This is a genomic window from Streptomyces sp. NPDC000345, from assembly GCF_042898825.1.
Taxonomy (GTDB): Bacteria; Actinomycetota; Actinomycetes; order Streptomycetales; family Streptomycetaceae; genus Streptomyces.
Genome location: NZ_JBIAZE010000011.1, coordinates 112,740 through 131,406 on the forward strand (window position 1 = coordinate 112,740; position 18,667 = coordinate 131,406).

Annotated in this window: 16 protein-coding genes; 4 read left to right on the forward strand and 12 right to left on the reverse strand. The window is 70.5% G+C overall.

Features of this window, described 5'->3' with window-relative positions:
- Nucleotides 1–20 precede the first annotated feature (20 nt).
- A complete protein-coding gene (locus ACFY30_RS25850) occupies nt 21–1,379 on the forward strand; it encodes a hypothetical protein (RefSeq protein ID WP_390847521.1) in 1,359 nt (452 codons plus the stop codon).
- A 10-nt stretch (nt 1,380–1,389) separates the two neighbouring features.
- Here ACFY30_RS25850 and ACFY30_RS25855 read toward each other — a convergent pair whose 3' ends face one another.
- Nucleotides 1,390–2,532: an alpha/beta fold hydrolase gene (locus tag ACFY30_RS25855; RefSeq protein ID WP_390847522.1), complete on the reverse strand. Its 1,143-nt coding sequence runs from the start codon at nt 2,530–2,532 to the stop codon at nt 1,390–1,392.
- Between the two features lie 184 nt (nt 2,533–2,716).
- Nucleotides 2,717–3,499, reverse strand: a complete 783-nt coding sequence (locus ACFY30_RS25860; protein WP_390661361.1) for a serine protease — start codon at nt 3,497–3,499, stop codon at nt 2,717–2,719.
- Between the two features lie 261 nt (nt 3,500–3,760).
- On the opposite strand from ACFY30_RS25860, the gene ACFY30_RS25865 reads away from it, so the two are divergent.
- A complete protein-coding gene (locus ACFY30_RS25865) occupies nt 3,761–4,345 on the forward strand; it encodes a YdeI family protein (RefSeq protein ID WP_390847523.1) in 585 nt (194 codons plus the stop codon).
- Between the two features lie 7 nt (nt 4,346–4,352).
- On the opposite strand, the gene ACFY30_RS25870 is transcribed toward ACFY30_RS25865, so the two are convergent.
- Nucleotides 4,353–4,991: a hypothetical protein gene (locus ACFY30_RS25870; RefSeq protein WP_390847524.1), complete on the reverse strand. Its 639-nt coding sequence runs from the start codon at nt 4,989–4,991 to the stop codon at nt 4,353–4,355.
- Between the two features lie 102 nt (nt 4,992–5,093).
- The gene (locus tag ACFY30_RS25875) at nt 5,094–5,696 is read right to left on the reverse strand and encodes a YceI family protein (protein WP_390847525.1); all 603 of its coding nucleotides are present in this window, start codon (nt 5,694–5,696) and stop codon (nt 5,094–5,096) included.
- A gap of 322 nt (nt 5,697–6,018) precedes the next feature.
- Between ACFY30_RS25875 and ACFY30_RS25880 the strand changes: the two genes are divergently transcribed.
- Nucleotides 6,019–7,632: an acyl-CoA carboxylase subunit beta gene (locus ACFY30_RS25880; protein ID WP_390847526.1), complete on the forward strand. Its 1,614-nt coding sequence runs from the start codon at nt 6,019–6,021 to the stop codon at nt 7,630–7,632.
- A 57-nt stretch (nt 7,633–7,689) separates the two neighbouring features.
- The gene (locus tag ACFY30_RS25885; protein WP_390847527.1) at nt 7,690–7,884 is read left to right on the forward strand and encodes an acyl-CoA carboxylase subunit epsilon; all 195 of its coding nucleotides are present in this window, start codon (nt 7,690–7,692) and stop codon (nt 7,882–7,884) included.
- Nucleotides 7,885–8,023: 139 nt separating this feature from the next.
- On the opposite strand, the gene ACFY30_RS25890 is transcribed toward ACFY30_RS25885, so the two are convergent.
- The 8 genes from ACFY30_RS25890 to ACFY30_RS25925 form a co-directional block, all read right to left on the reverse strand.
- Nucleotides 8,024–8,605, reverse strand: coding sequence for an ATP/GTP-binding protein (locus tag ACFY30_RS25890; protein ID WP_026248371.1), 582 nt, complete (start codon nt 8,603–8,605; stop codon nt 8,024–8,026).
- Entirely contained in the window at nt 8,586–9,173 is a 588-nt protein-coding gene (locus ACFY30_RS25895) for a DUF742 domain-containing protein (RefSeq protein ID WP_390847528.1), read from the reverse strand. The genes ACFY30_RS25890 and ACFY30_RS25895 overlap by 20 nt, the downstream gene beginning before the upstream one ends.
- Nucleotides 9,174–9,269: 96 nt before the next feature.
- Nucleotides 9,270–9,683: a roadblock/LC7 domain-containing protein gene (locus tag ACFY30_RS25900; RefSeq protein WP_004983065.1), complete on the reverse strand. Its 414-nt coding sequence runs from the start codon at nt 9,681–9,683 to the stop codon at nt 9,270–9,272.
- A 10-nt stretch (nt 9,684–9,693) separates the two neighbouring features.
- Nucleotides 9,694–13,038, reverse strand: a complete 3,345-nt coding sequence (locus ACFY30_RS25905) for a nitrate- and nitrite sensing domain-containing protein (RefSeq protein WP_390847529.1) — start codon at nt 13,036–13,038, stop codon at nt 9,694–9,696.
- Nucleotides 13,039–13,412: 374 nt separating this feature from the next.
- Complete coding sequence (locus ACFY30_RS25910; RefSeq protein ID WP_030793795.1) at nt 13,413–13,988, reverse strand: ATP/GTP-binding protein; 576 nt, start codon at nt 13,986–13,988, stop codon at nt 13,413–13,415.
- Nucleotides 13,969–14,367, reverse strand: coding sequence for a DUF742 domain-containing protein (locus ACFY30_RS25915; RefSeq protein WP_055633953.1), 399 nt, complete (start codon nt 14,365–14,367; stop codon nt 13,969–13,971). Before ACFY30_RS25915 ends, ACFY30_RS25910 begins: the two co-directional genes overlap by 20 nt.
- Nucleotides 14,368–14,479: 112 nt before the next feature.
- Complete coding sequence (locus ACFY30_RS25920) at nt 14,480–14,893, reverse strand: roadblock/LC7 domain-containing protein (protein WP_003973453.1); 414 nt, start codon at nt 14,891–14,893, stop codon at nt 14,480–14,482.
- A gap of 9 nt (nt 14,894–14,902) precedes the next feature.
- The gene (locus tag ACFY30_RS25925; protein WP_390847530.1) at nt 14,903–18,637 is read right to left on the reverse strand and encodes a nitrate- and nitrite sensing domain-containing protein; all 3,735 of its coding nucleotides are present in this window, start codon (nt 18,635–18,637) and stop codon (nt 14,903–14,905) included.
- Nucleotides 18,638–18,667: the final 30 nt, after the last annotated feature.

Here is an 18,667-nt window from a genome sequence, read left to right on the forward strand (position 1 = left end):
GCTTCGGGTACTTTCGAAGCATGAACGGTGTCGTCGTACGGCCCCGGAGCCTCCCGATCCTGCTGCTGGCTCTGGCGCTCGCCGTGCTGACCGTGTTCGCGCCCCGCGCGTCGGCCGCCACCGGTGTCTCGAAGATCGCCGAGGCGCTGCGCGCGAGCCCGGTCTACGTCGATCCGGCCGCGTCCGCCCAGCTCTCCCCGGCGGACGCGCACGCCCTCCGGCAGAAGATCGAGGACGCCGGCAAACCGCTGTTCATCGCCGTCCTGCCCGCGGACCAGCCGACCGCCGGCCTCTTCGGCGACCTCCGAACGGCCACCGGCATCACCGGTCTCTACGCCATCCGGCTCGGCGACCGCTTCGACGCCCGCGCCGACTCCTCCGTGCTGCCGCGCACGGCCGTGGGGAACCTGGTGAGCAGCGTCCGGGACGAGCCCGACGCCCGGACCCAGCTGGACGACTTCACCGACCGGGCGCTGGCCGCCATGGGCGGTTCGGCGCCCGCGAGCTGGAGCTCGTCCGACGGCGGGGGCGGGGTCTCCACGACCGCCCTGGTCACCCTCGGCGCGGTGCTGGTCGCGGGCGGCGCGGGCGCGTACACCCTGGTCCGCCGCAACCGCCGCCGGCATGCCGAGGAGCAGCGGGCGGCCCTGGAACGGCTGCGGGTGGTGGTCGACGAGGACATCACCGCGTTCGGCGAGGAACTGGACCGCCTGGACTTCCACCCGGCCGAGCCGGGCGCCGACGACACCATGCGCGCCGACTACGAACGCGCCCTGGACGCCTACGACGGGGCGAAGTCGGCGATGGCCGCGGCCACCAGACCGCAGGACGTGCGCGCGGTCACCCAGGCCCTGGAGGACGGCCGCTTCTCCCTCGCCCAGCTGGCCGCCCGCCGCGAGGGCAGGGCACTGCCGGAGCGCCGCCCGCCCTGTTTCTTCGACCCCCGCCACGGCCCCTCCACCAGCGACGCCACCTGGACGCCGCCCGACGGCGCCCCGCGCGAGGTCCCGGTCTGCGCGGCGGACGCCACCCGGCTGGCCGACGGCCGCGACCCGGTGATCCGCGAGGTGGACAGCGACTACGGCCGCCGCCCCTACTGGGAGGCCGGCCCCGCCTACGGCCCCTGGGCCGGCGGCTACTTCGGCGGCGGCCTCCTGCCGGGCCTCCTCGTCGGCACCATGCTCGGCGGCATGATGGCCACCCCCTCCTACGCCTCCGACTACGGCGCCGGCTACGGCGACTTCGGCGGCCACGAGGGCGGCGACGTCTCCGGCGCCGACTTCGACCCGGGCGACTACGGCGGCGGCTTCGGAGACGGCGGCGGCTTCGGAGACGGCGGCGGCTTCGGCGGCGGAGGGGACTTCGGGGGCGGTTTCTGAGAGGGGACGTCTAGGGCGCCGGGCTGATCGCGCCGTTCCTGTCCATGACGAAGCTGCCCTGGGTCTTGCCGTCGACCTTGAGGTGCTTGAGCCAGTGCTTCGACAGGTTGTGCAGGTTCTTGTGCTGGATCTCCCAGGGCATGGAGTGTCCGGCGCACTCCACCTCGACGATCAGCTTGTGCTCCCCCTTGATGGCTTTGTAGAGCGCGGGGACCGAGAAGTTGAGCCTGGGGTCGGAGCTCGGCGGCGTCGTGTTGGCGGTCCTGTCGCTCTCGCCGTGCACGATCAGCACGGGCACGCTGCCGCCCAGGACGCCGCCCTGCCCGGCGGTGGTGTTGTTCCAGCCCCATCTGTAGAAGTTCCGGATCCGGCTCACGCCTTCCGGCCGCCCGGTGGCCGCGTCGACCGCGCCCCAGTTCCGGCCGACCGGGTCCTCCTCCATGAGGGCGTTCCACGCCACGTCGAGCATGTCGGGTTCCCGCTGGTCCGCGCAGTCGAGCTCGCCGTCCCAGCCGTTCTTGAGTCCGCCTCGCGACAGCACGAACATCGGGAAGCCGGGCAGCGGCAACGCGGCCGACGGGTTCATGTCGTCCAGCGGCGGGAAGATCGGCGCGAGCAGGAACAGGCTTTCCACCTTCTTCGGGTTCCTGACGGCGTACGGTCCCATCGTGAACGACGCCGCGGACCACCCGATGAGGGCGACCTTCTCGACCTGGCGCTCGTTCCGGATGTACTCGACGACGGTGGAGAGTTCGTCCGCGTCACTGTCGGAGTTGGTCAGCTGGAACGGGTAGCTCGGGTTCCGCGTGCCCGTGAGCCAGGGCATGGCGAGCTTCTGCTGGCCGGGACTGATGTTGCACGGGTCCTCCATGCGGGGCCGCGGTGAGCGGCCCGAGCCCTGGAGATCCATCATGAAGACGTCGTGGCCGGCCCTGGCCAGCGCTTCGGCCCATCCGTACGAGGTGTGCTGGAGATCGAAACCGGCCAGCGCCGGCACGCTCCGGCCGTGCAGCATGAGGACGGGCTTGCGATCGGCCGGCGGCACCGACGCGTCGTAGCGTTCGCGCACGAAGAGCTGGACCTGCTTGTCCTTCGTGGCGGGGACCGACGACTTGTGGGGGACCCAGTGGTCGGTCATCTTGAGGGCGGCCATGGGCGTCCCTTCCGTTCGGCGCGAGCGCAGGCGGTGCACGTGGAGGCGTCCTGACCAGCGTCGGTACGGCGGGTCCCGCGCGCCACCCCGGAAGGTCCGATCGCCTGACGCGCCGACCGCAGGAGCAGGAACGGGCCCGGCGCGGGGCGGCGCCGGGCCCGTGGGTCTCGCAGGGGGACGGAACTCAGAGCGAGGACGCCGCCGAGGCGATCGCCGAGGCGAAGGTGGAGACCTCGGAGTAGACGCCGGGGGCGTTGGGCCGGGCGCAGCCGATGCCCCAGCTCACGATGCCGACCTGGATCCACTCGTTGGCGGCGTCGCGGCGGAACATCGGGCCGCCGGAGTCGCCCTGGCAGGTGTCCACCCCGCCGGAGGCGTACCCGGCGCAGATCTCGTCGCTCGCGACCAGCCCGCTGTAACCGCTGTACGTGCGACAGGTCGCGTCGCTCACGAAGGGCACGGTGGCCTTGAGCAGGTACCGCTGCTGGGCGCCGCCCTCGGTCGCGGCGCCCCAGCCGGCGACGGTGAAGGTGCCGGTGTTGTACTGCGTGGTCGTGGCGATCTTCAGGGTCGGCAGGTTGATCGGCTGCGCGAGCTTGATGAGCGCCCAGTCCTTGCCGTTGCCGTTGTAGCCGGGGGCCCGGTAGACGTACGTGGACCGCACCTGGACCCGGCCGCTGGTCGACTGGAGGTCCGCGACGCCGGCGGTGGCGGTGATGCCGGTGTTGGCGCCGGTGCCGCTGACGCAGTGGGCGGCGGTCAGGACGATCTGCTGGGTGTAGAGCGCTCCGCCGCAGCCCATCGAGAGCCGGACCATGAACGGGAACTCGCCCTGCGTGGCCCGGGTTCCGCCGACGACGGGGGAGGGGGCCGCCTGCGCGGCCGAGACGGGCTGCAGGCTCGCGACGGCGAGGGCGGTCGCGCCGGCGGCCGCGAGTCTCTTGAGCGCGGTGAGGAGCTTCTTCATGGTGCTGCCTCCGTGGGGGGTGGCGAGGGGGGACCATGCGTGACGTGCTCATGTCAGCCATCAAGGCAAAGAAACGACCATGGACTGACATGGTCAGGCCAAATCTGTCGCTGAATTATGTGAACCCTGTGAGCCCCCGCACAAGGGGGCCGATTCGGCCACGCCCGGGCGACTCCGCCGGCAGGGGCCGGGTGCCGAGGCGGCAGGGGCCGGGGACCGAATAGGACGGCATCTGTCCTAGTCCGCGTCTACGGTGACCGTATGACCGCAGCAGCCGACCCCCAGGCGCCCCTGTCCTTCGCCTCCGTGGCCGCCCTCGACGCCTGGCTCACCGAGCATCCCGCGCCGCACCCCGGTCTCTGGGTGAAGATCGCCAAGAAGGGATCCGGACTGGTCTCCGTCACCGCCCGGGACGTCAACGACGTCGCCCTGTGCCACGGCTGGATCACCGGACAGCGCAAGGGCCTCGACGACCGTCACTACCTGCAGCGGATCACCCCGCGGCGGCCGGGCAGTCTCTGGTCGATGGTGAACGTGCGTCGGGTGGCGGAGCTGGATGCCGAGGGGCGGATGCGGCCCGGCGGTCTCGCCGAGGTGGCCGCCGCGCAGGCGGACGGCCGATGGGCGGCGGCCTACGCCTCGCAGAAGGACGCGGACGTCCCCGAGGAGCTCGCGGCCGCCCTGGCCCGCAGTCCGCGTGCCAGAGCGGTGTTCGACGGGCTCGGCAGGACCGACCGGTACCTCGCCATGCTCGGTCTGCTCCGGGCCCGCACCCCGCAGAGCCGGGCGGCACAACTGGCGGCCGTCGTCGCGAAGTTGGAGGCGTCCGCCGATACGTCCCGGTGAGCCGTCGTCAGTCCTGCGCGGCGGACCTGGCGAAGTCGAGCAGTGCCTCGAAGTCGATCGCCCCGGGATCTCCGTGCTGGTTCTCCGGGACGTGCATGTGCCCGCACACCCCCTTGAACGCGTTCCACCGCTCGTGACTCATCCGCTGCCCGCCGCCGTTTCCGGCGGACTTCGGGTACGCCGGCCACAGCGCCGGACCGCGCAGCGGCACATGGTGGTGGATGTGCATCCACGCCAGGTACTGGGCGACACCCCGCAGCGCCCACTCGGGGGCCTTGGGCCAGTAGATGTGGGGCAGGTCGCTCGTCCGCCACTTGGTGTGCCGCTCGGGATCGCAGGTGCCGACGAATTCCACCTGGCAGACGTTCAGCGTGTTGGTCTCGACGCCGCCGCGCAGATTGACCAGCGCGCGCGAGGAGATGTCGATGTCGAAGTGCTGGTACCACCGCAGCCGCTTGGCGCCGAAGTCCGGCACGGCCGTGAGGTTCGGTGCGCTCGCGCCGCCCTGGTAGCCGGGCAGTGAGCGGCCCTCGGTGGTGTGGAGAACGATGGCGTTGACCTCCATGCGGTCACCGCCGAACTTGCTCTGATACCAGTGGTCGCGGTTCGCGCCCGGGTAGTGCTGGGGTCCGGTCCTGGTGCTCATGGCCGCGACTGTGGCACAGATCACAGGCAGCGGCCGGGCATATACCGATTCCGGCCGCTATCCGCCTTTTCCTGTTGTTTTCTGTCCCGGTCGGACGCCGGTTCACGCGTTCTTGATCGCCGAGATGTCGAAGTTCAGCTTGATCTTGTCCGAGACCAGAACGCCACCGGTCTCCAGCGCCGCGTTCCAGGTCAGGCCCCACTCGGAGCGCAGGATCTCCGCCTTGCCCTCGAAGCCGACGCGCTCGTTGCCGAACGGGTCCTTGGCGGAGCCGTTGAACTCCAGGTCGATGGTGATCGTCCGGGTGACGCCGAGGATGCTCAGGTCGCCGGTGACGCGGTAGTCGTCACCGCCCAGGGCCTCGGCGGAGGTGGAGCGGAAGGTCATCTCCGGGAACTCGTCGGTCCGGAAGAAGTCCGCGCTCTTCAGGTGGCCGTCCCGGTCGGCGGACCCGGTGTCGATGCTGTCCATCCGGACGTCCAGGGACGCGGTGGAGCGGGACGGGTCGCCGCCGTCCAGGTGCAGCGAGCCGGTGAAGTCGTTGAACTTGCCCTTGACGTTCGTCACCATCGCGTGCCGGGCGACGAAGCCGATCGTCGTGTGTGCCGGGTCGATCGTGTAGTCGCCGGTGAGCGCGGCGAGGTCCGGGTTCACCGTGGCGGTGGTGGTGGTCTCGCCGGTGTCCTTGCGGCCGAAGATGCCCATGACGTGCCTCCTTGAGAAGGGGGAAGACCCCTGATGTTTAATCTTCAACCAGGTTAACGCGGGCCGCCGCGAACCTATTCCGGGGCGCGGCCGAGTCCGCCGGGTCACTCCACCGGCCGACATCGCGCGGCGCGGCGCACAGGCCGATGTGAACTGACTCTCACCGCTCCCCTTTGTGTGACCCCTACAAGCCACACACCTCCTGAGCAGTCAGAACGGCTGCATGCCCCCCTGCTTCTGTTCGGTGGTACCAGGAAAACGCGCCGGAGACTGTACGGAGTCGACGTCTCCCTTTCCTTGGCGGGCTTCGTAAGGTCACTACATGACCGTTTTGGAAGAGACGACGGGTGAGCCCACCGCGGAGCCCTCGGAACCCTCGGAGCCCACGGACGCGCGCGGGCGCGTGGCCGAGCTGCACGAGATCCGTGCGCAGGCGCTGGCCGGTCCGAGCGAGAAGGCGACCGAGGCGCAGCACGCCAAGGGCAAGCTGACCGCGCGGGAGCGCATCGAGCTGCTCCTGGACCCGGGGTCCTTCCAGGAGGTCGAGCAGCTGCGCCGGCACCGGGCGACCGGCTTCGGCCTGGAGGCCAAGAAGCCGTACACCGACGGTGTCATCACCGGCTGGGGCACGGTGGAGGGCCGCACGGTCTTCGTCTACGCCCACGACTTCCGCATCTTCGGCGGCGCCCTGGGCGAGGCCCACGCCACGAAGATCCACAAGATCATGGACATGGCCATCGCGGCCGGGGCCCCGCTGGTCTCCCTCAACGACGGCGCCGGTGCCCGTATCCAGGAGGGCGTCTCCGCGCTCGCCGGCTACGGCGGCATCTTCCAGCGCAACACCAAGGCCTCCGGGGTCATCCCGCAGATCTCGGTGATGCTCGGCCCCTGCGCGGGCGGCGCGGCCTACAGCCCCGCCCTCACGGACTTCGTGTTCATGGTCCGCGAGACCTCGCAGATGTTCATCACCGGCCCGGACGTCGTCAAGGCGGTCACCGGTGAGGAGATCACCCAGAACGGCCTCGGCGGCGCGGACGTGCACGCCGAGACCTCCGGCGTCTGCCACTTCGCGTACGACGACGAGGAGACCTGCATCGCGGAGGTGCGCTACCTCCTGTCGCTGCTCCCGCAGAACAACCGCGAGAACCCCCCGCGCGTCGAGTGCTCCGACCCGGCCGACCGGCGCGGCGACGTCCTGCTCGACCTGGTCCCGGCGGACGGCAACCGGCCGTACGACATGACCCGGGTCATCGAGGAGATCGTCGACGACGGCGAGTACCTGGAGGTCCACGAGCGCTGGGCGCGCAACATCATCTGCGCGCTGGCCCGTCTGGACGGCCAGGTCGTCGGCATCATCGCCAACCAGCCGCAGACGCTGGCGGGCGTCCTGGACATCGAGGCCAGCGAGAAGGCCGCGCGTTTCGTGCAGATGTGCGATGCCTTCAACATCCCCATCCTCACTCTTCTGGACGTACCCGGCTTTCTCCCCGGCGTGGACCAGGAGCACGGTGGGATCATCCGCCACGGCGCGAAGCTGCTGTACGCCTACTGCAACGCGACCGTGCCGCGGATCTCGCTGATCCTGCGCAAGGCGTACGGAGGTGCCTACATCGTCATGGACAGCCAGTCCATCGGTGCCGACCTCACCTACGCCTGGCCGACGAACGAGATCGCCGTGATGGGTGCGGAAGGTGCCGCCAACGTCATCTTCCGGCGCCAGATCGCCCAGGCCGAGGACTCCGAGGCCATGCGGGCCCGCATGGTCAAGGAGTACAAGTCCGAGCTGATGCACCCGTACTACGCGGCCGAGCGCGGTCTGGTCGACGACGTCATCGACCCGGCCGAGACCCGCGAGGTGCTCATCCGCTCGCTGGCGATGCTGCAGTCGAAGCACGCCGACCTGCCCTCGCGCAAGCACGGCAACCCCCCGCAGTAACCCGGCGGACTTTCCGCGACACCCCAGCGGAAACCTCTCTCACGGAGACTGACACCCATGAACACTCCCGACATCCGCGTCGAGAAGGGCCATGCCGAGCCCGAGGAAGTCGCCGCCATCACGGCGATCCTCCTGGCCCGCGCAGCGGCCCGCACCTCCGAGCCCGTCCAGGCCCACCGTCCGCACCGCAAGGCCGGCTGGCGCCGCCTGGAGCGCGAGGGCGGCTTCCGCGCCCCGCACAGCTGGCGCTGAGCCCGCAACGACAAGAAGGGCCCCTCTCCTTGAGAGGGGCCCTTCTTCACGCCTCAGGGGCGCCAGGACGCCCGTGCGGACCACGGACTGCCCGGGACGGCCCACGACCGTCCCGGGCAGCCCGGTGGCCGCACGTCCACTACCGCAGGCGAGCCATCAGGGCGTGCTCCACGAGCGTGATCAGCGCCGACTTGGCGTCGGCGCGATGGCGCGCGTCCGTCGTGATGATCGGGGTGTCGGGGCCGATCTGCAGGGCCTCGCGCACCTCGTCCGGGTTGTACGGCTGGTTGCCGTCGAAGCCGTTGAGGGCGATCACGAACGGCAGGCCGCTGTTCTCGAAGTAGTCGACCGCGGGGAAGCAGTCGGCCAGGCGGCGGGTGTCCACGAGGACGATGGCGCCGATCGCGCCGCGCACCAGGTCGTCCCACATGAACCAGAAGCGGTCCTGGCCGGGCGTACCGAAGAGGTACAGGATCAGGTCCTGGTCCAGGGTGATACGGCCGAAGTCCATGGCGACCGTGGTGGTCGTCTTGTCTCCGGTGTGGGTGAGGTCGTCGATACCTGCCGAAGCAGATGTCATGACGGCCTCGGTACGCAGCGGGTTGATCTCCGAGACGGCCCCGACGAACGTGGTCTTGCCCACGCCGAAGCCACCCGCCACCACGATCTTCGCCGAGGTGGTGGAGCGGGAAGGACCGCCGCTAGAGCTTGCGAAGTCCACTGAGCACCCTTTCGAGCAGTGTCACGTCTGGCTGGCCGCCGGCGTTCTCGTCGCCGCCGGGCTGATGGATGGCGACCAGTCCCGCCTCCGCCAAGTCGGCGACGAGGATCCTGGCCACGCCGAGAGGGATCGTCAGGAGGGCCGAGATCTCGGCCACCGACTTGATCTCACGGCAGAGGTTGCAGATCCGCTGATGCTCGGGCAGCTGGCCCTGCATCTGGTGCGGCTGCGCAGTGGTGTGCACCAGCGCCTCGATGGCGAGCTGGTAGCGCGGGCGGGTCCGGCCGCCGGTCATGGCGTACGGACGCACCAGGGGGTTGTTCGACGCCCCGGCGGGCGCCGGCTCGGGGGTGCGGCGATGCGGCTGCACGGGCTGGATGCGCGGGGCCGGCGGCTGGTCGTACGGAGACGGCCCGGGGCCCTGCGGCCCCTGGGGCGAGTACGGCCGCTGCTGGCTCGGGGTGGAGGGGAAGTTGTAACGGTTCGGGTTCTGGGAACCGTCGTTCGGGCCCTGGGCAGGGCCGTACGACCAGTTACCCGTATTGGAACCGCCTGGGGGTGTTGCCACTTTCTCTCCTCCTCCGACTGTGCCGGGCACCCATCACTGTGGAGCCGCGTCCCGAAACCCTACGGCCTCGGGACGCCAAAACGCACCGTCCGACTGTTAGTTGAGAAGGCTCCCTTGGAGCTCTGCACGAAGGTCGGGCGTCAGAACCGTGCCGGCACGGTCCACCAGAAGGGCCATCTCGTACCCAATGAGGCCGATGTCCGCCTCGGGGTGCGCGAGAACCGCGAGCGAGGAACCGTCGGAAATGGACATGATGAACAGGAATCCCCGCTCCATCTCCACAACCGTCTGGTTCACACTGCCTCCCTCGAAGATCCGGGAGGCGCCTGCCGTCAGTGACGTCAGACCGGAGGCGACGGCCGCGAGCTGGTCGGCGCGGTCGCGGGGGAAGCCTTCGGACATCGCCAGAAGGAGTCCGTCGGCGGAGACCACCACCGTGTGGGACACCCCCGGGGTGTTGTCCACGAAGTTGGTGATCAACCAGTTCAGGTTCTGTGCCGCCTGGCTCATCGGGCTCACACTAACGCTCCTGGTTGTAGGTGCTGTCAGGACCGAAGCCCTGGCCGTTCGTTTCACTGCCTGCGTTGCGTCCGCGCTGGACGCCCCGGCGCAGGTTGCTCAACCTGCCTCGGACGTCCTCCGGAGCGCGGGAGACCTGTGGGCCTCCCTGAGGGGTGCTCTCGGCGGTGCCCTCGACCAGGTTGGCCTTGGGTACCCGCCGCGGCAGACCGGACGAGGTGACCCCGCCTGCCTTGGGCTTCCGGAGCTGCGAGGCCTGCTGCCAGCGCGCGTCGTTCGCCGAACGCCAGGCGCTGTCGCCGTTGCTCTCCGAAGTGGGGGCCGGCGCTTCCGCGTTCCCGGGCCGTACGGCGCCGTTCGAACCGTTCGCCGCGGTGGATCCGCGGCGGGGAAGCCCGGCGTCGGTCAGCTCGTGGGCGGCGGAGGGGGCCGGTCCCGGACGGTCGAAGCCTACGCGGTCCTGCTCACTCGCGTCAGCAGCCTGCGCGGATTCCGCTTCCGGAGCGTACTGGTCCGGGTAGCCGTTCTGGTAACCGGACTGCTGCGGCCAGTCGTCCTGGTAGGACTTCTCCTCGTACGCCTGGTAACCGTCCGCCGCGGACGCGTGCGCGGACGGGCGCTCCTCCTGGGCCGGCTCCGCATACGCGGGGTCCGGGTAGCCGCCGTTGGCCTGGAAACCGTCGTGCTGCGGCATGCCGCCGTTGTGCGAGAAGGACTCGCCCTGCGGCAGACCGTCGTTCTGAGCGAAGTACTGGTCGTCGTACGCCTGGCGCTGCTGCTCCTCGTACGACGCCTGCCGCTCCTCGTACGACGCCTGCCGCTCCTCGTACGACGCCTGCTGCGGCTCCTGGTACGCCGAACGGCCGTTCTGGCCGTCGAACGCCCCGGGCTGCTCCACGAAGGCCGTCCGGCCGCTGTCGTAGCCCGTCGGGGCGGCGTCGAAGCCGTTGTCGTACGCGGGCTGCTGGCGCGGGGTGCCGTCGAAGCCCTCGCCGAAGGAGGGCACCTCCTGCGTCTCCTGCGGCTGGCCGGACTGGGACTCCAGGGCCGCCTTGCGCTCCTCGCGCATCAGGGAACGGCCCACGGGGTCGAGGTCGCGCAGGTCGTCGGGGACCTCGTAGCGGCTGTCGTCGAAGCCGAGCTCCGCGGCGGTGCGCATCGGCAGGCCGTTGCTGAAGTCCTCGCCCGGCAGCTGCTGCTCCGGGATGATCTGCGAGACGGTGAACTCGTCGCGCTCCGGCTGCTCGCCGCCGCCACCGTGGGTGATGGCGTCCGGGAGCATGACCAGCGAGGTGGTGCCCGCCTGCTCGCCCGAGGGGCGCAGCTGGACCCGGATGCCGTGCCGGTCGGACAGCCGGCCGACCACGAAGAGGCCCATGCGCTGGGAGATCGCGGCGTCCACGGTCGGCGGGTTGGCCAGCTTGTGGTTGATGTCCGCGAAGTCCTCGGCGGTGAGGCCGATGCCCTTGTCGTGGATCTCGATCATCACGCGGCCGTCGGGAAGACGGGTCGCGGTCACGCGGACCTTGGTCTGCGGGGAGGAGAACGTGGTGGCGTTCTCCAGCAGCTCGGCGAGCAGGTGCACGAGGTCGGTCACGGCGCGGCCGTGGATCTCGGCCTCCGGGACGCCCGACAGCTCGATGCGCTCGTACTGCTCCACCTCGGAGGAGGCGGCGCGCAGCACGTCGACCAGCGGGACCGGCTGGTCCCAGCGGCGGCCGGGCTCCTCGCCGGCGAGGACCAGGAGGTTCTCGCCGTTGCGGCGCATACGGGTCGCGAGGTGGTCCAGGCGGAAGAGGTTCTCCAGCTGGTCCGGGTCGGCCTCGTTGTTCTCCAGGTCGGTGATCAGGGTCAGCTGGCCCTCGATCAGCGACTGGTTGCGGCGCGAGAGGTTGGTGAAGATCGCGTTGATGTTGCCACGGAGCAGGGCCTGCTCGGCGGCGAGCCGGACGGCCTCGCGGTGCACCTGGTCGAAGGCGCGGGCGACTTCGCCGATCTCGTCCCTGGTGTTGATCGGGATGGGCTGGACACGCGTGTCCACGCGGCCGGGATCGGTGCGCGAGAGCTGGTCGACCAGCATCGGCAGGCGCTGCTCGGCGATGCCGAACGCGGCGTTGCGCAGCTGGCGCATGGAGGTGCTCATCTGGCGGGCCATGAGCGAGGCGATGATGAACGCCGCGAGCAGGGCGATGATGACGATCGAGGCGTTGATGATCGCGTCGCGCTGGGCGTCGGAGGCGATCTGGCCGGCGTCGTCCACCGCCCGGTTGATGAGCTCGGTCTCGACCTGGCTGTAGCCCTCGAACTTCAGGGTCGCGGCCGACATCCACGAGCTGGCGGTGACGCCCTGCGCGGACAGCTGGGCGGGCGTCTGGCCGCTGCCGATCAGCTTGATCATGTCGGTCATCGAGGGCGGCGGGGTGAAGTTCTTGCCCGCGGCCTCGGCCTTGGCCTTGGCGTCGGCGACCTGCTTCTCGCCCTCGGCCTGCTTCTCCTTCATGACCTCGGTGAGCCGGGCGGCGTCCTGGGTGGTGCCACCGGAGCCGTACTCCTGGACCGCCACCTGCTCCAGGTAGGCGTACGAGGTGAAGGCGACGAGCTGCTGGCGGTAGACCGTCTCGTCGGGGCTGGGCCGGACCAGCAGGTGCATGCCGATCGCGCGCTGCAGGGACTCGGCGCCCTTGGCCAGGGCGATGGCGTAGACCGTACGGCCGTAGGCGGTGATGTTGCCGGTGCCGAGGCCGAGTTCGTTGGAGAACTCCATCAGCAGGTGCTCGACCGCGACGTAGCCCTCTTCGGTCTTCACCGGGTCCATGGCCTTGGTGTAGGCGGCCGCGCGGATCTTCGTCAGCGTCGGCTCGGCCTGTTCCACCAGGTTCAGACGGCGCTTGAGGCCCTCCTTGTCGGGCATCCCGACGGTCTCCTGGTGGAAGGCGGTGGCCTTCTCGTCGGTGAGGGCGCGGGCCTGCTTGACCGCCGAGTCGTTCTTCTTGTTCTCCAGCAACGGCTCCGCGGTGAGGTCGCGCTCGTTGAGGAGGGCCTCGGCGTACTCACCGGCGGCGGCCACGATCTTCGCGGTCTTCTCCGCGTCGCGGGCCTCCTGCCAGGTGTCGATCGAGCCCTTCACCTGGAAGCCGCCCATGACGAGGCCGACCAGCACGGGTATGAGCAGGATCGCGTTCAGCCGGGTCGGCACGCGCCAGTTGCGCGGAGAGAGGCGGCCGCCGCTCTTCGCGGGCGCGGCCGACGGCTCCGAGCCGGGCACAGGGGCGGACGCCGCTCCGCGCGGCGGCGGGGTGAAGTTGCCCCGGGCCGCAGGCTCGGGACTTTTCTTGCTTCGCCTCACTCGACCAACAACCTCTCGGCGGTCGGCACCTTCCGTGCCGCAGTGACTCAGAGCCCGGTCAGCCATCGACCATCAGTACGTCATTGACTATTGGGCAGTTCAGGCATTCCAGCACGACGGCCTGCGCTCTTCCAAACATGGAGAAGTGCCGGTTCGAAGTGATGTAAGCCCCAGATAAAACGGTCAAAAAGAGCGAGCCCCGCCAAAAGGCGGGGCCGTCGTGCGCACAGCGAGACCAAGCGACCGCGACGCGTTGCGGTACCACCCGATTCCTCTGCCGAAACGTTATGAACACCGGAGCCGGCCGTGTCAAAGGCCACAGCCGGCTCCGAAGCGTCTACGACAACTGCCCTATGCGACCGTGTACTTGAAAGTTACCGCAGTCGCGCCATGAGCGCGTGCTCGACCAGCGTGATCAGCGCGCTCTTCGCGTCCGAGCGGTGTCGCGCGTCGGTCGTGATGATCGGGGTGTCCGGACCGATCTGCAGCGCCTCGCGCACCTCTTCGGGCTGGTAGGGCTGCTGCCCGTCGAAACCGTTGAGGGCGACCACGAACGGCAGGCCGCTGTTCTCGAAGTAGTCGACCGCGGGGAAGCAGTCGGCCAGCCGGCGGGTGTCCACCAGCACGACCGCGCCGATCGCACCGCGCACCAGGTCGTCCCACATGAACCAGAACCGGTCCTGGCCCGGCGTACCGAACAGGTACAGGATCAGGTCCTGGTCCAGAGTGATACGGCCGAAGTCCATGGCCACCGTGGTGGTGGTCTTGTCCCCGGTGTGGGTGAGGTCGTCGATGCCCGCGCTCGCGGACGTCATGACGGCCTCCGTGCGCAGCGGGTTGATCTCGGAAACCGCTCCCACGAACGTGGTCTTGCCCACGCCGAAGCCACCCGCCACCACGATCTTCGCGGATGTGGTGGCCCGGCCTCCGTCAGAGCTTGCGAAGTCCACTGAGCACCCTTTCGAGCAGCGTCACGTCCGGAGCGCCGCCGTTGTTCTCGTCGCCGCCCGGCTGGTGGATGGCCACCAGGCCGGCCTCGGCGAGGTCCGCCACCAGGATCCGCGCCACACCCAGCGGCATGGCCAGCAGCGCCGAGACCTCGGCGACAGACTTCACCTCGCGGCACAGGTGGCAGATGCGCTGGTGCTCCGGGAGCAGCCCCATGAGTGCTGCCGGGTCGGCCGTGGTGCTGATCAGCGCCTCGATGGCGAGCTGATAGCGCGGCCGGGTCCGGCCACCGGTCATCGCGTACGGACGCACCAGCGGCTGGTCGCCCTCATCCCCGTACGGCTCCGCGTACGGATCATGATGGGCGGGGGGCGGGGTCATGGATCCTCCGGGCGGGACAGCATTCTCGGTCAGTCGTGCCGTCCGTCGAGGCCGGTGGGGGGATTGTGTCGGCCGGACGGTGATTTCGTGAGGCGGGTGGAACCGGGGCGGGTCAGTGGAGCAGACTGCCCTGGAGCTCGGCGCGCAGGTCCGGGGTGAGGACCGCGCCCGCGCGGTCGACCAGCAGCGCCATCTCGTAGCCGACGAGGCCGATGTCGCACTCGGGGTGCGCGAGCACGGCCAGGGAAGAGCCGTCCGAGACGGACATGAGGAAGAGGAACCCTCTCTCCATCTCCACGACCGTCTGTGCCACGTTGCCGCCCTCGAAGATCCGGGAGGCACCGGCCGTGAGCGAGGTGAGCCCCGACGCGACCGCCGCCAGCTGGTCGGCACGGTCGCGCGGGAAGCCCTCGGACATCGCGAGCAGGAGCCCGTCGGCGGACACGACGACGGTGTGGGACACCCCAGGGGTGTTGTCCACGAAGTTGGTGATCAACCAGTTCAGGTTCTGTGCAGCCTGGCTCATCTGGCTCAACTAACGCTCCTGCGGGTGAGTGGGGCTCGGGAAACTGCCGGTCTGACCGTTGCCGGCCTGACGACCCTGCGCGATGCCCCGACGAAGATTGGTCAGCCGTCCGCGCACGTCGTCAGGCGCACGCGAGACCTGCGGACCGGTTTGGTGCTGTTGCTGCTGAGCCGTGCCCGGGACGAGGTTCGCCCTCGGCACCCGGCGCGGCAGGCCGGACGTGGTGACGCCGCCCGCGGCGGGCTGCCGGACGCGCTCGGCCTGGCGGACGAGTTCGTCGTTCGGCGAGGTACGCCACGAGGGAGCCGAGGCGCCGGTGGCCGCGGGACGCTGGGGGGCAGCCGGAGCCTGCGGCTGCTGCTGCGGAGCCTGCGGTGCCGGAGCCTGACCACCCGCCTGCGAACCGTGGAACCAGTTGGTCTCCAGCGTGTCGTACAGCGGGGTACGTCCGTCGCCCGGACCCTGGGCCGGCGGCAGCGCCTCCGGCTCGGGACGGTGGGCCGGACGCGGCGGAACCTGCGGCTGCGGGGTGCCGTAGCCGTTGGTCCCGTTGCTCTGGGGGCGCTCGAACTGTCCCGTCGACGACAGGTCCTGGCGGCCGGGCAGCGCGTGCTGGCCGGTGGAGGAGTTGTCGTAGCCGGGCGCGGCGAACTGGCCGGTGGAGCTGTTGTCGTACGCCTGCGGAGCGAACTGGTTGGGGTTCGCCGGGGCGTTCTGCCCGCCCGGGGCGCCGTAGACGTCGGACCGGGAGAAGCCGTTGTCCTGCGGGGCACTGGTACCCGGGCGCTGGAACTGGCCCGTGTCCTGGCGTCCGCCGCGGCCCTGGGGACCGCCCACGGCCGGGAACTGGCCCGTGCCCTGCAGACCGGTCGCACTGAAGTCGGCCGGACCCTGGCGGTCGTCGAAGCGCGGGATCGCCGGCATCTCCGTGGTGGAGGGGCCCTGGCGGTCGTCGATGCGCGGCATGCGCGAGGTCTGCGCGACGTCCGGCTCCTCGTGGCCGCGCGGGGCGTCCAGCGGGGTGCGCGGCACCGGCGGCTGGGCGTTCTCGTCGCCCCAGCTGGTCACACGCGGCTGCGGGTTGCCGCCGGGCAGCTCGGCGCGCGGGCCGCCGCGCGGCGGGAGCTGCGGCTGACGGCCGCGCGGCTCGTTGTTGTTCTTGCGCTGCGGAGAACGTCCGCCGCCGAAGAAGTCCTGGTTCTGGCCGTTGGCACCGGCGCTCTGCAGACCCTGCGAAGCACCGGGCGCCTGACCGCCGAAGCCGGCGCCCGCACCGGCCGGAGCCGGGCGGCCCTGCTGGGGCGAGGCGGGAGGCTGCGTTCCGCGTGGCGGCTGACCGCCGGGACGGCCACCGCCGTCACGGCCGGGCAGCGCGGCCCGGGGACCCTGGCCGGCGCCGAGCCTGCCGCCTCCGCCGGGACCGGAGCCGGTGCCCGCGCCGAGGGCGCCGCCACCGGAGGGAGCACCGAGGGAACCGCCCTGCTGACCGCCCTGGCGGCGCGCGGCAGCCGCGCCCGCGGCGGCCTGCGCGGCGGCGGGGCCACCCGCGGCGCCGCCCTGACCGGGCTTGGGCTGGGGCTTCTTGCCGCCCTGGGCGACGTCGACGGGCAGCATGACCAGCGCGGTCGTGCCACCGGAGTCGGACGGGCGCAGCTGGATGCGGATGCCGTGGCGCTGCGACAGACGACCGACCACGAAGAGGCCCATGCGCCGGGACACCGAGACGTCCACGGTGGGCGGCGAGGCGAGCCGCTCGTTGATCGCGGCCAGGTCCTCGGGGGAGAGGCCGATACCGGTGTCGTGGATCTCGATCAGCACCCGGCCGTCGGGCAGGGCGTGACCGGTGACCTTGACCTTGGTCTGCGGCGAGGAGAACGAGGTGGCGTTCTCGAGCAGCTCGGCGAGGAGGTGCACGAGGTCGTTGACGACCCGGCCGGCCACTTCGGTGGTCGGCACGGAGGCCAGCTCGATGCGCTCGTACTGCTCCACCTCGGAGGCGGCGGCGCGCAGGACGTCGACCAGCGGGACCGGACGGGTCCAGCGACGGCCCGGCTCCTCACCGGCGAGGACGAGGAGGTTCTCACCGTTACGGCGCATACGCGTCGCGAGGTGGTCGAGCTTGAACAGCGAGGACAGCTGGTCCGGGTCGGCCTCGCGGGACTCCAGCTCGGAGATCAGCGACAGCTGGCGCTGGATCAGACCCTGGGAGCGGCGCGAGAGGTTGGTGAACATCGCGTTGACGTTGCCCCGCAGCAGGGCCTGCTCGGCGGCGAGGCGGACCGCCTCGCGGTGCACGTCGTCGAAGGCCGCGGCCACCTGGCCGATCTCGTCCCGGGAGTGCACACCGACCGACTCCACGGACGTGTCCACGTCCTGCGGGTCGGCCTCGGACAGCTGCTTGACCAGCTCGGGCAGCCGGTCCTGGGCGACCTTGGTGGCGGTCTCCTGGAGCCGGCGCAGCGAGCGGATCATGGACCGGGCGACGACGAACGCGCCGACCAGCGACACACCGAGCACCAGCAGGATGAGCGCACCGGAGATGATCGCTTCGCGCTCCGACTCGGCGCGCAGCTCACGCGCCTTCTGCTCCATGTCCTCGAGCAGCGTGTGCTCGATGTTGTTCATCTGCCGGATCTTGGTGGTCGAGTCGTCGATCCAGTCCTGGTAGGACCGCTGGTCCTGCGACGTCAGACCGGAGGCGGAGGCGAACGCACGGGAGGCGTAGGTGTCGGCCTCCTCGATCACCGGGTTGCCCTGCTCGATGGGCTTCAGCAGCTCCTCGGCGCCGTCGTCGCCGTAGATGCTGCGGAAACTCGCGAGCTCGGAGTCCTCGTTGTCGAACGCCGCGCCGCCGTACTGCCGCTCGTTGTTGGAGAGCTCGCCGTACGAGGTGTTGTTCGCGGGCAGCGCCGCCGCGAGCACGGCGCGCTGGATGGAGGCGTACTCCTTGGCGTTGGAGAAGGCGGCCAGGGCACGCGTGCGCTGGATCATCTCCGGGTTGCTGGTGGCCTGGGCCATGTCCTGCGAGAGGTCGAGCAGCTTCGTGATGAGCTGGTGGTAGGCATCGACCGTCTGGGAGGAGTTGCCCTTCTCCGAGTACGCCGTCTCGCGGATCTTCTGGAGGTTGTTGAGGTCGTCGAGCAGACCGATGAGGCTGTCGCGGACACCCTGGAGGTTGCCGTCCTGGGTGGCGTCGTTGATCTCCTCGGACGCGTCCTGGAAGGCGGTCACGGCCCGGTCCGCCTTGGTCCGGTAGCCCTTGATGCCGAAGTCGGTCGCCTTGGTGCCGTGCGCCAGCGGTCCGGCCGAGCGGTCGCGCTCCTCCTGGAGGGCGACGGCGAGCTCGGTGGCCTGCTTGGTCATGTCCGTCAGCAGCTTCATGTTGTCGAGCTGCTGGATGTCGTCCATGGACTCGTTGATGCGCAGCGCGCCCAGCGTGGTGGCCGCGACCACCGGCAGGGTCAGCAGCGCCACCAGACGCGTGGAGATGCGCCAGTTGCGCAGCGCCACGCGGGGACCGGGGCCGGGGGGACCGGCCGGCGGCTTGACCGTCGGAGTCGGGGGAAGGGAGCTCGGCGACGCGGACGCGCCGGGGCGCCCGGAGCGCTCACCGCCGTCGCCGGACGCAGCCGGGCCCGGGTTCTGGGCGTGCTGGGGCGAGGAGCTGCCATTGCTGGGGGCAGTCCCGCCGTGCGGCTCCGGCTCCGCCGAAGCACTGCCATCCCTCTTGAAACGTCCCTGCACTAGCGTCGCAACCTCTGGACCAGGCGCCCT